Origin of the sequence: Myxococcus sp. MxC21-1, assembly GCF_032612255.1 — a bacterium.
GTDB lineage: Bacteria > Myxococcota > Myxococcia > Myxococcales > Myxococcaceae > Myxococcus > Myxococcus virescens.
In genome coordinates, this window is the sequence record NZ_CP123278.1 from 5,440,453 (window position 1) to 5,453,715 (window position 13,263).

The following is a 13,263-nucleotide window of genomic DNA, read 5'->3' on the forward strand; positions in this document are numbered from 1 at the left end:
CGACGAGCACGCACGTCTCGCCCCGCGTCTGGAGCTGCGCGGACAGCCGCTGCCCCACCCCGCCGCCGTCCTGGAGAATCAGCCAGCTTCCCGGCGTGTGCTCGGGCCACGCCAGCTCCGCCGACAGCGGCCGCTCCTCCCAGTCCACCTGGTAGAGCCACGCGCCCAGCTCCTTGCGGGCGGAGGCGCCCGCATCCAGGCGGTACAGGCGCAGCGCTTCGAGCTCCAGCAGCACCGGCCCTGCTCATCCAGCAACCAGAAGTCGAAGGTGCGCTCGCGCTCGCTCGCGGCCCCGTCCTCACGGACCTTCACTCGCGCCCAGGCCGCGCGCCCGGGACGCTCGAAGAAACGAATCCGCCCGATTCCCACCGGCACATGCGTCGCCGGAGCGGACGTCGCGGTCAGCGGGGCAAGGAGCTCCACCGCCACCTGCAGTCCCGCATCCAGCAGCGCGGGGTGGAGCCGGTACGCACCCGCCTCCAAGGCCACCGTGTCGGAGACCTCCAGGCGTCCCAGCGCCTCCTGCTCACTGCGCCAGATGCCCCGCAGCCCCTGGAACGCCGGGCCATACATGAGGCCTTGCGCCTGCCGGCGCTGGTAGTGCGCTTCAGCGGAGACCGCCACCTTGACGCGCGCCCGGAGCGCCTCGGGTGATTCAACAGCCGCGCCCGCACGTGCCTCCCGCCGCACCGTCCCCGCCGCGTGCTTGCGCCAGGACGTCTCGCCCTCCGCGCGGCTGGCAATCTGGAAGGTGGCGCGGCCCGGCTCCTCCTCGGTCAGCACCACCTGCACGCGCCTCGACTGGCCCGGCTCCAGCGCGAGCATCTCACTGAAGGAGACGTCCTCCAGCACGAGCCCCGCCTCGCCCAGCACCTCCGCGCCGGCGCTCAGCGCCATCTCCACGTAACCGGCGCCAGGGAAGACCACGTCCCCCCACACGCAGTGGTCGGCCAGATACGGGAACGCCGCCGTGCTCACGGTCCGCTCCCAGAAGTGAGTCCCGGGCTGGACGGACGAGGAGAGCGAACCACCGATGAGGGGATGTCCCTTCCGGTCCGCGAGGACCACGCCCTCCGGCTGCGCATCCACCTCCGCCTCGTCCGGGAGCCAGAAGCGCTCCCGCTGCCACGGGTACCGTGGGAGCGCGACGACACGGCCCTTCACCGGGTGCAGCGCCTTCCAGTCCACCGCGCAACCCCAGGCGTACAGCGCCGCCAGGGACTCCAGCAGGCAGCGGCGCTCGGGCATCTGTCGCCGCGCGGACCCGAGCGCGATGGCGCCCTGTTTCGACTCGCGCAGCGTCTCCTCGATGGGCGCGAGCAACACCGGGTGTGGGCTCACCTCGACCAGCACCGTGAAGCCATCCGCCAGGAGTTGCTCGACAGCACCGTGGAACAGCACCGGCTCGCGCAGGTTGCTGACCCAGTAGGCCGGGTGGAAGTCCGCGCCGTCGCTCGTCTGGCCCGTCACCGTGGAGTAGATGGGCACGGGCGCCCCGTGAGGCACGACACCGTCGAGCACCCGCAGGAGGTCGTCCTTCAGCGAGTCCATCTGCGGACTGTGAGAGGCGACGTTGACCTTCACCCGGCGGCAGAAGACCCCCTGGCTTTCAAGCTTCGGCAGCAGCGACTCCAATGCGTCGGTGTCACCCGAGAGCACCGTGGAGCGCGCGCTGTTGCTGACCGCAACGGAGAGCCGCGTCTCGGAGCCGGCCAGCGCCTCGCGGGCCTGCGCCAGCCCCAGCTCCACCACCGCCATGGCCCCCTGCCCGCTCTTGCGGCGCAGGAGCTGGCTGCGCAGGCAAATGATGCGCGCCGCATCCTCCAGGGAGAGCGCGCCCGCGACGTGCGCCGCGGCCACCTCCCCCATGCTGTGCCCCACCACCGCGTCCGGCGCGATGCCCCACGAGCGCCACAGTGCCGCCAACGCCACCTGCATGGCGAAAAGCACCGGCTGCACCACGTCGATGTCCTGCAGACGTGAATGCTGCTCGTCCGCCAGCAGCTCCGCCGTGAGCGACCAGTCCACGTGCGGCCGCATGGCCTGCTCGCACGCCTCGATGGCGGACCGGAACACCGGCTCCTCACGAAGGAGCTGACGCCCCATGCCCAACCACTGGGAGCCCTGTCCCGGGAAGACGAAGGCCACCTTGGCCCGTCCCTCGGGGCTCACCCTTCCCTCGCTCACACCCGGCGGGCGCTCTCCCCGCGTGACGGCATCCAGCGCCTCCGCCAGCTCCCGTCGCGAGCCGCCCACCACCGACAAGCGGTGCGACAAGTGGCCGCGGCGCACGCTCGCGGTGTAGGTGACGTCATCGAGCGGCGCGCCCGGCTCCCCAGCCAGGAAGTCGCGCCAGTTCGCGGCCAGCGCCTTGAGCGCCTCCGGGCTCCGCGCCGACAGGGGCAGCAGGTGCACCGCCTCCCCATCATCGTCCACCCCACGCGCGGCGAGTGCGTCCCACCGGACCGGCTGTCCCGCCGCGTAGAGCACGCCCAACGAATCGAACAGCGTGGCGCGCTCATCCTCCTGCCGCCGCAGAGAGGGCACCACGCGGCCCTGCCGCCCCAGGTGCTTCAGCGTCGCGTCGATGGGGTGCCGCAGAATCGCATGCGGACTGACCTCCAGGAACGTGTCGTAGCCCTCCTGGATGGTGTGGGAGAGCGCGCCGGTGAAGAGCGTGGGCCACGCGATGTTCCGCACCCAGTGGGAGGCGTCCGCGCTCGCGCCGTCGATCTCCGCGCCGGTGATGGACGAAATCAGGGGAACGCGCGCCGAGCGGGGCCGGATGTCCCGAAGCTCCTCGGTCAACGCGTCCGCCAGCACGTCCATGCGGGGGCTGTGCACCGGAACGTCGATGTCCACCTGCCGGCAGAAGACTCCACGCTGTTGCAGCGACGCGAGCACCTCGGCCAGTGCGTCTACATCCCCCGACAACACCGTCGAACCCGCGCCCGAATCGATGGCGCGGAACAACCGTCCCTCGTAGCCCACGAGCAGTTCAGCGGCCTCCGCCCACGGGACGCCCACGACCGCCAGGCTGCCCTTGCCCGCCTGCGTGTGCATCAGCCGGCTCTCGGCGCAGACGACGCGGATGGTGTCCTCGATGTCCAGGACGCCCGCCGCATACGCCGCCGACACCTCGCCGATGCTGTGCCCCACCACGGCGCCGGGCTCGATGCCCCACGAGCGCCAGAGGTCCGTCAGGGCCATCTCCACCGACACAATCGCGGGCAGCCCGATGTCGAGCCGGCTCAGCCGCGCCGCCGCGTCGTCTGCGGCCAGCACTTCCAGCAGCGACCAACCTTCGTACTCCCGGATGAGCGCATCGCAGCGCAACAGCGTCGCCCGGAACACGGGCTCGGCGTCCAGCAACGGCAGGCCCATGCGGGGCCACTGGCAGCCATGTCCCGAATAGACGAATACCGGCTTGCGGACCGCGTCCTCCGCCACCGTCCCCACGGACACGCCCGGGCGCGGCACACCCGCCAGGAAGTTCTCCAGGCCCGCACGAAGGTCCTTCCGGGTCCGGACCGTCACCGTCAGGCGGTGCGCATGCGTACCCGCGTCCGCTTCGGCCGCGCGGAGCAGTTCGGTCAGCGGCAGATGCTCCCGAGCCGTCACGCGGTCGAGCAGCCCCTGCGCGGCGCCCCGCAGCGCCTCCACCGTCTCACCCGACAGGTGGAGGAGCCGAGCCTCGGGGAGACTCGCCTCTTCCATCACGACGTGGCAGTTCGCGCCCCCGAAGCCGAAGGAACTGACGCCCGCGATGAGCTTCCGGTCGGGCTCCGGCCAATCTCCCAGGGTGTGGTGGACCGCCAGGCCCAGCGCCTCGAAGGGGATGAGCGGATTGGGCTTCTCGTAGTGGAGGCTGGCGGGAAGCGCGCGGTGCTTGATGCACAGCGCGGTCTTGATGAGCCCGGTGATGCCCGCCGCGGCCTCCAGGTGCCCGATGTTCGTCTTGCAGGAGCCGATGAGCAGGGGCTTGCCCTCGGGCCGTCCCGCGCCGAGCACCTCGCCCAGGGCCTGTGCCTCCAGCGGGTCTCCCAGCTGCGTGCCGGTGCCATGCGCCTCGACGTACTGCACCTCCGCCGGCTCGACACCCGCGCTGGCGCAAGCCTGGCGGATGACCTCCGCCTGCGCCTTCGGGTTGGGCGCGGTGAGGCCGTTGCTGCCACCATTGTTGTTGATGGCACTGCCGCGGATGACGCAGTAGATGGCGTCGCCGTCCGCGAGCGCCAGGGAGAGCGGCTTGAGCACCGCCACCCCCGCTCCCTCGCCGCGCACGAAGCCGTTGGCGCGGGCATCGAACGTGTAGCAGCGCCCGTCTGGAGAGAGCGCCCCCAGCTTGGACAGGGACACCGTGCTCTCGGGGGCGATGGTGAGATTCACACCGCCTACCAGGGCCAGCGTCGACTCGCCCCTGCGCAGGCTCTCACAGGCCAGGTGCACCGCCGTGAGCGAGGACGAGCAGGCCGAGTCGATGGAGAAGCTCGGCCCCCGCAGCCCCAGGACGTAGGAGACCCGGTTGGCCAGGACGCTGTGGTGATAGCCCGTGGACGTGTACGAGGAGATGCGCTTCATGCCGAAGCGCTGCAGCGTCATCTCGTAGTCCATCCACGCGGCGCCGAAGCAGACCGCCGTGGGTGAGCCCTGCAGCCGGTCCGCGGCGATGCCCGCGTCCTCCAGCGCCTCCCAGCTCAACTCCAGCATGAGCCGCTGCTGCGGATCCATGTGGAGCGCCTCCTTCGGTGAGATGCCGAAGAAGAGCGGGTCAAAGCCATCCACGCGATCCAGATAGCCGCCCCAGCGGGAAACCACCTTGCCGGGCGCCGCGGGGTCTCGATCATAAAGGCGGTTGACGTCCCACCGGTCCGGCGGCACTTCCGTAATGGCATCCGTCCCGCCCACGAGCAGGCGCCAGAAGGCCTCTGGATCCGCCGCCTGGGGATAACGACAGGCCAATCCAATAATGGCAACGGGCTCATGGGCCCGGGCGATACGTGCCAGGGAATGCGACGACGCGCCATCCTGCTCACCCGCGAGGTAGCGGGCCAACCCATCCAACGTGGGATATTCCCAGGCGAGCGTGGGCGACAATGAACGCCCCAGCATCGCCCCCACCTCCGCGATGAAGCCGGTCGCCTTCAGCGAATCAAGCCCATACAGACTGAAGCGCTCCCGGACATCCAGCGTGTGAGCCTCGACTCCCAATCGCTGAGCAAGGACCGCGGTCAAACGAGCCCGCACCTCGGCAAAACCCGCCTTCGACAACCCATTTTGTGGCGACACTCGGACCTCTAACTGGCACGCTCGAAAGCCGGGCTTTTCTTCCTCGGCGAACGAGATGACGACGGACGCGATCCGCCTCCCCCTCGATAGACCCGATACAAGGAAGAGCGGATCAATGCCAAATCCATAACGTTGGCGCAAGCCCGTCAGCACGAAGCCGTTTCGTGCACTTTCACGAGAACCGGACACTCCAAACGGAGCGCCCCATGTCTCTCAATCACCAAGACTTCGACTGATGCATGCCTGACTTGAAAATCAACAAACCCCGAAGCAAACACATGGATGACCCCAGTAGAACTAATTGCGAACAAAACACTCCCCAGACATGACACACCCGCCATTCAGAGCGCGCGCCGCCTCCATTCCGGGGAAATCGCAGAACCCATATACATAAAGCCTATCAGTCGCCCAGCGTCCCCCAGGGCCGATGCCCAGGGGATTCCACCAGCAAACGCAATGGCCTGGATGTGTCCTGCACACGCCAGCCGGCTCCACCTGATGGGCAGCCCGGGCTCCACGCCGCGAAGCAATCACCGGACGTATGAATTCTTATGATAAATCAATACAGTGCCGCGCTGCGGGCAACTGGCCCCGGACCACGAGGAGGCAACCCGAATGGAGCTTTCCCCAGGCGAAGTGGAGCAGTTCATCGAGCGTGGATTCGTCCGGCTGGACCAGGCGTTTCCCCGCGAGCTGGCGGACACGTGCCGCGAGATGCTCTGGCGCGACACGGGGTGTGCCCCAGACAATCCGGCCACCTGGAAGCAGCCGGTCATCCGGCTCGGGGACTATGCGCAGGAGCCCTTCCGGCTGGCGGCGAACACGCCCCGGCTGCGAGGCGCGTTCGACCAGTTGGTGGGCCCCGGACGCTGGCTCCCTCGAGGCAGCCTGGGCACCTTCCCCGTGCGCTTTCCCAGCCCGGACGCGCCTGGAGACGACGGCTGGCATGTCGATGCCAGCTTCCCAGGTGACGACCCGAGCTCGTTTTTCTCCTGGCGGGTGAATGTGGCGTCGAAAGGCCGCGCCCTGCTGATGCTCTTCCTCTGCTCCGACGTGGGCGAGGACGACGCCCCCACCCGCATCCGCGTGGGCTCCCACCGGGACGTCGCCCGCGTGTTGGCCCCTGCGGGGGACGCGGGGTTGACGTTCATGGAGCTCGCCGGGAAGTTGGACGTGTCAGCCCACCGGCCGCTCGCGCTCGCCACGGGAGAGGCCGGCACCGTGTACCTGTGCCACCCCTTCCTGGTCCATGCCGCCCAGCCGCACCAGGGAACCCGGCCGCGCTTCATGGCCCAGCCGCCGCTCCTGTCCCGCGCCCCCTTCGCGGTTCAGGGCCCGGAGGACGACGCCTCGCCGGTGGCACGCGCCATCCGGCAGGCGCTGAACGAAGCGCGCGCGTAGCCCGCGCGCTCCCCGCGTCGCTACTTCCTGGCGCGCTGACGCTGACGCTTGAGGCTCTCCAACTGCCGCTTGGCCCGGTCCTGCGCGGCTTCCACCTGGGACTGCGCCGCCGCGGGCCCCTGCCGCGCGAAACGCGCCAGGGTGCTGATGGTGGGGTGCTCCAGCAGCTTTAGCAGGGGCAGGTCCTGTCCCAGCACCGACTTGAGCTGGGTGTGCACCTGCACCATCAGGAGCGAGTGGCCGCCCAGGTCGAAGAAGTTGTCGTGCACGCCCACCTGCTCCACACGGAGGACGCTGCGCCACACCTGGGCAATCTGCTCCTCCAGTTGCCCCTGCGGCGCCACGAAGGCCGCTTTCGCGGAGCGCACCACGTTCGGCGCGGGCAGGGCCTTGCGGTCCACCTTGCCATTGGGCGTCAGCGGGAGCGCCGGCAGCTCCATGACGAGCGACGGAACCATGTGCTCCGGCAACCGCTGAGCCAGGGCGTCGCGCAGCGCGGACACCTCCACCGTGGCGCCCTGCGCGGGCACCACGTAGGCCACGAGCCGCACGTCGCCGGGCACATCCTCACGCGCCACCACCACCGCCTCGCGCACCGAGGGCTGGGCGGTGAGCGCCGCCTCGATTTCCCCTGCCTCGATGCGGAAGCCACGCACCTTGAGCTGGTGGTCCACGCGGCCGAGGAACTCCATGGTGCCGTCGGGCCGCCACCGCGCGCGGTCCCCCGTGCGGTACAGCCGGGCCCCGGGCTCACGGGCCCAGGCATCCGGAATGAAGCGCTCCGCCGTCAGCTCGGGCCGGCCCAGGTAGCCACGCACCACGCCCGCGCCGCCGATGTACAGCTCACCCGCCACGCCCACCGGCGCCGGCTGCAGCCGTGCGTCGAGGACGTACAAGCACGTGCGCAGCAGCGGCGTGCCGATGGAGACGACGGCCGCCGTCTCCTCCGGGGCCACGCGCGCCGTGGAGGACCAGATGGTCGTCTCCGTGGGGCCGTACATGTTGAGCAGCTCGGCGGACTCCGGCAGCGCCTTGCGCAGGGACGCGGCCAACGCGCCCGGAAGGGCCTCGCCGCCCACCATCAGCCGTTGCAGGCCGCCCAGCGCCTCGACGGACTCGGGCTCGGATAGCAGCGCGCGCGCCAGGGACGGCGTACACTGCAGGTGCGTCACGCCGTGCTCGCGGAGCTGCTCGGGAATCGTCTTCGCCGTGCCCGCGCGGCGGCTGTCCCGCACGCAGCGCTGCCGCACCTCGTCCAGCAGCGGCAGGCTGGCCAGCACCGTGTCGGCGGGAATGCCGAAGTCGATGAGGCAGCCCACCTCATCCACGCCCAGGGCCTGGAGCTGCCCGACGCGCTCGCGCACCGAACGCGGCGTGCCGAACAGGCCGCTCGTCTCGAAGTAGCGGTCGAAGGCATGGCCGGCGAGCCGGTCCAGGTCCGCCTCCGTCGCCGAATCCATGTCGATGCCCAGCGTGCTCCCCAGGCCCCGCATCAGGTCGGCCGAGCTCTTGAGGTAGTTGCGGAAGGGCTGCTCCACCACCTCGCGCACCTTCGCCATGTCCTCGCCGATGAAGGTGTGCAGCATGAGGGTGACGTGGCCCTCGCCCGCGTGGCCCGCGTCTCGCCAGGCCTGACGGTAGAGCGACAGCTTCTTCTCCAGGTCCTCCCACGTCTGCCCCAGCAGGTGCGTGAGGATGTTGCACCCCAGCCGGCCCGCGGTGATGAACGTCTCCGGGTTTCCCGCGGCGGTGAGCCACACGGGCAGCTCCGCCTGCACGGGACGAGGGCGCAGCTTCACATCCACCTGCGCGCCGCCGCCGCCGGGGAAGCGCACCGTCTCCCCACGCCACAGCCGGCGCACGGTGTCGATGCCTTCCATCATCAGCTCGCGGCGCTTCTCGTACTTCTCCGGCGCGAAGACGAAGTCATTGGCGTGCCAGCCAGAAGCGACGGAGATGCCCACGCGCCCGCCGGACAGGTTGTCCACCAGGGACCACTCCTCCGCCACGCGCACGGGATGGTGGAGTGGCAGCACCACGCTGCCCGCGCGGATGGCCACGCGCTTCGTCACGGTGGCGACAGCCGCGCCCACCACGGAGGGATTGGGGTACAGGCCGCCGAAGGCGTGGAAGTGGCGCTCCGGCGTCCACACCGCCGCGAAGCCGTGCGTGTCCGCGAACTTCGCGCCCTCCAGCAACAGCCGGTAGCTGCCCTCCCCGCGCGACACCTCCGCGTCATCCGCGAAGTAGAACAGGCTGAAGTCCATGGGGCGCTTCCGGGCCCCCGCGGCGCGAGCGGGCGCCTTGAGTGAGGCCCCCTCCCCTTGCACCACCACCTTGAAGCCGCGGGTGAGCGTCCACAGCAACTCTAGGACGGAGATGTCGAAGGAGATGCTGGTGACGGCCAACCAGGCGCCCGCGGGCGGGTGGCCCACGCGTACGTCCATGGCGGCGAAGAAGTTGGCCACGCCCCCGTGCGGCACCACCACGCCCTTGGGCCGTCCCGTGGAGCCCGACGTGTAGATGACATACGCCGCGTTGTCAGGCGTGGTCCCCAGGGCCAGCGGTGACGCCGGCGCCGCCGCGTAGGGCTCCGCCGTATCCAGCAGCACGGTGTGCAGGCCGGACACGGGCAGCGTCCCCGCCAGATGGGACTGCGTCACGAGCACGCGCGCCCCCGAGTCCTCCAGCATGTACGTGAGCCGCTCCCGGGGATAGTCCGGGTCCAGGGGCACGTAGGCGCCGCCCGCCTCGAGGATGCCGAGCATTCCCGCCACCATCTCCACCGAGCGCTCGGCGCACAGGCCCACGCGCACCTCGGGGCCCACGCCCAGGCCTCTCAGGTGCAAGGCCAGCGCGGACGCACGACGCGCCAGCTCCGAGTAGGTGAGCGTCCCGTCCTCGGCGACCACCGCCACCGCGTCGGGCGTGCGGGCGGCCTGCTCACGGAACTGCGCGTGGATGCAGTGCGAAGGGTCCTGGGAGAGCGGCGCCGTGAAGTCGTTCCAGCGCTCCAGCAGAGAACGGCGCTCCGCCTCGTCGAGCAGCGGCAGGTCCTCCACACGCGCGTCCGGATCAGCGACGATGCCCCTCAGCAACGCCTCCAGGTGTCCCGCGAGCCGCGCCATCGTCTCCGCCGAGAAGAGGTCCGAGCGGTACTCCAGCGCGCCCTCCAGCCCTCGCGGTGTCTCCACGACGGCGAGCTGCAGGTCGAACTTCGCCGTGCCCTCCACCGCGCCGTCCGGCACGGGCAGCACCGGGCGCCACTGCATGCCCGGCACGTCCAGGTCCACCGGCGGCAGGCTCTCCAACACCATGTTCGCCTGGAACAGCGGGTTGTCGCCGCCACGGACCGCGCGCGACGCGCCCACCACTTCCTCGAAGGGCAGGTCCGCGTGCGCCAGGGCCTCGTGGAACGTGTGGCGCATGCGGCCCAGCAGCTCCCGGAAACGGGGCGCGCCAGACACGTCCGCGCGGAGCACCAGCGTGCTGGCGAAGAACCCCACCACGTCACGCAGCTCGGCCCGGTCCCGCTGCGCGAAGATGGTGCCCAGGCCGAAGTCGTCCTGACCGCTATAGCGGTGCAGCAGCGCCGCCCAGGCCGCCGCCAGCGTGACGAAGAAGGTGCAGCCCTCGCTCCGGCCCACCGCCTTGAGCGAATCCACCAGCTCGGCCGGCAGCGCGAAACGGTGGAGCGCGCCGCGGAAGCCCGGCTCCCGGGGACGTGGGAAGTCCGTGGGCAACTCCAGGCGCGGCAGGTTCTCCAGCTTCCGCGCCCAGTAGGCACGCTGCCCGTCCAGCGCGCCGCCCAGCCCGCGCTGCCAACGCGCGTAGTCCACGTACTGCAAGGCAGGCGCGCCCAGCGACGCGGCGGCGCCAGCCACCTCCGCGCGGTACAGCGCGGCAAGCTCCCGGGCCAGGACGCCAATGGACCAGCCATCGGTGACGATGTGGTGCTGGGTCATCAGGAGCACGTGCTCCTGGTCCTCCAGCGCCACCAACGCCGCACGCACCAGCAGGCCCTCTGACAGATTGAAGGGCGCCTCGCCCTGGGCACGGGCCAGCAGATTCAGCCGCGCGTCACGCTCGGCGGGCGACAGCGCCCGAAGGTCCTCGCGGGCCACGTCCAGCGGACGCAGGGGCGCCAGGAGCTGGCGCGGCTGGCCCTCCACTTCGGGGAAGGCCGCGCGCAGCACCGCGTGACGCGACAGGAGCCCTTGCAGCGCACGCTCCAGCGCGGGCACGTCCAGCGCCCCGGAGAGCCGGAGCTGGAAGTGGACGTTGTACAGCGCGCTCTCCGGCACCAGCCGGTCCAGGAACCACAGGCGCTGCTGACCTGGAGACAGCGGCAGCTCTCCTCCAGCGAGCCGGCCTTCAGCGGCGGCGCGGCGGGCGCGGCGGTGCCCTTCCACGCGTCCACCAGATGCGCGGCGGCGGCCCCCAACGTCGGGTGTTGCCAGAGGAAGGCCACGGGCAGCGACACACCGAGTTCCTCTTCCAGCCGGCCGTGAAGCTCCAGCGCCATCAGCGAGTCGAGCCCCAGGCTGGCCAGCGACGTCTCCGGCGCCAGGGACGCGGGCGCCGTGCGCAGCACCCGCGCGGCCTCCACGCGGAGGAAGTCCACCAGCAGCGCCGGACGGGCCTCCTCGGACGCCAGGGCCAGGCGCTCGCGCAGGGGCGCGGACGGCGTGGAAGGCACGGCCTCCGGCACCGGAGCGGCCTCCTCGCCCGACACCTCCACCACCTCCAGCGAGCCCGCCAGGAAGCCATCACGACAGGCGCGGCGCTGAATCTTCCCGCTCGACGTCTTCGGGATGCTCCGGGCCTGGAGCAGCACCACCGTGTGCGCATGCACCTGGTGCTCATCGGCCAGCGCGCGGCGCAGGGCGCCCACCACCGCCGCGCCGTCGAAGCCTTCGCGCACGTCGACCTCGGAGACCACCACCAGCCGCTCCTCCCCTCCACGTCCACGGAGAAGGCGGCGCTGCAGCCGGGACGCACCGCGCGGTGCGCGCGCTCCGCGGTCATCTCCAGGTCCTGCGGATACAGGTTCCGGCCCCGGACGATGAGCAGATCCTTGAGACGGCCGGTGATGAAGAGCTCGCCCTCCGGCGACAGGAAGGCCGGTCCCCGGTGCGGAGGAAGGGCCCCTCGCCGTTGGCGAGCCGCGCGCCGAAGGCATGCGCCGTCTCCTCCGGACGATCCCAATACCCACCCGCCACGCTGGGGCCAGCGACCCAGACCTCACCCACCTCGTTCGAGGCCCGAGGCACCCGCGTCTCCGGGTCCACGATGAGCAGCCGCTGGTCCGGCGCACCTTGACCGGAGGACACCAGCGTGCGCGCCGTGGGCCCCTCCGCCGCGTCGGACGCGGGCTTCGCGCGCCCCAACTCCAGCAAGCCGGTGTCGTAGCGCTCCTGCACACAAGGGGTCCCCTTCACGCCGCCGCTGACGATGAGCGTCGCCTCGGCCAGGCCATAGCAGGGATAGAAGGCCTCGCGCCGGAAGCCAGCGGGCGCGAACGTCTCCGCGAAGCGTTCCATCGTCTCGCGCCGCACGGGCTCCGCGCCGTTGAAGGCCAGGTCCCAGTGGCTCAAATCCAGACGGGCTACGTCTTCAGCGCGGGCCTTTCGCACGCACAGGTCGAAAGCGAAGTTGGGTCCACCACTGACCGTCGCCTTGAAGTGGGAGACGGCCTCCAGCCAGCGCAAGGGCCGCTGAAGGAACGCGATGGGTGACATCAGCATGCACGGGAAGCCCAGGTAGAGCGGCTGCAACACCTTTCCGATGAGCCCCATGTCATGGAACATGGGCAACCAGCCCACGCCCACCGAGCGCTCCGCCTGCAACCCGAAGTCACGCGTAATCAACGACTCGTTGTGGAGGATGTTGGCGTGGCTGACCTTGACGCCCTTCGGGTTGCCCGTGGAACCCGACGTGTATTGCAGGAAGGCCAGCGACTCGGACGTCAGGTCCGGGCGCTTCCAGTCCGTGGCCTCGGCTTCCGGCACCGCGTCACTGGCAATCCACTGCAATTCAGCCAGCTCAGGAGCCTGCGGCGTGAGAAACTCCGCCATCTCCTGGATGGTGCTCGTCGTCAGCACGTAGCGCGCGCCACAGTCCCGGGCGATGGCGCGGAGGCGCGGCAGCGTGCGATCCAACCGCGTGGGGTCCGGCGGGTAACACGGCACGGCGATGACACCGCCATACAGACAGCCCATGAAGCCCGCGACGAACTCCAGGCCGGGCGGGTAGAGCAGCAGCGCCCGCGCCCCCTGCGCGCCCAGGGCACGCAGCCGAGCCCCCAGCGACCGCGCCCGTGAATCCAGCCGCCGGTAGGTCCACTCCTCCACCGGGCCGTCCACGTCTCCCGTCTCCAGGAAGCGATACAACAGCGCGTCGCCTTGGGACTCGGCGCGTTGACACAACACGTCCACCAGGGTGGGGAAACGGTGAGCTCGCGGCTCGATGTGCTCGGTCATGTCTTCTCCTGCGCTGGACACGGCCCGGGTTGACACGCGGCCACGACATCCGGCTGAGCACGGAGAACCTCCCGGCAAACATCTTCCGGCC

At 70.5% G+C, this 13,263-nt stretch carries 2 protein-coding genes and 2 pseudogenes; 1 reads left to right on the forward strand and 3 read right to left on the reverse strand.

Translation table 11 applies throughout. The annotated features are described in order from the left end of the window. Window positions 1-4: 4 nt before the first annotated feature. Both QEG98_RS42135 and QEG98_RS24090 read right to left on the reverse strand, forming a co-directional pair. Window positions 5-148, reverse strand: a pseudogene (locus QEG98_RS42135) (KR prefix domain-containing protein); the annotation flags it as partial. Then, window positions 79-5,235, reverse strand: a complete 5,157-nt coding sequence (locus QEG98_RS24090) for a polyketide synthase (protein ID WP_316562981.1) — start codon at window positions 5,233-5,235, stop codon at window positions 79-81. The pseudogene QEG98_RS42135 and the gene QEG98_RS24090, both read right to left, overlap by 70 nt. Window positions 5,236-5,904: 669 nt before the next feature. Between QEG98_RS24090 and QEG98_RS24095 the strand changes: the two genes are divergently transcribed. Then, window positions 5,905-6,690, forward strand: coding sequence for a phytanoyl-CoA dioxygenase family protein (locus tag QEG98_RS24095; protein ID WP_316562982.1), 786 nt, complete (start codon window positions 5,905-5,907; stop codon window positions 6,688-6,690). Window positions 6,691-6,710: 20 nt separating this feature from the next. On the opposite strand, the pseudogene QEG98_RS24100 reads toward QEG98_RS24095, so the two are convergent. After that, window positions 6,711-13,172, reverse strand: a pseudogene (locus QEG98_RS24100) (MupA/Atu3671 family FMN-dependent luciferase-like monooxygenase). Window positions 13,173-13,263 lie beyond the last annotated feature (91 nt).

Coding starts and splice junctions, on each gene's coding strand:
- QEG98_RS24095 (WP_316562982.1), top strand. CDS start 5,905: ATGGAGCTTTCCCCAGGCGAAGTGGAGCAGTTCATCGAGCGTGGATTC.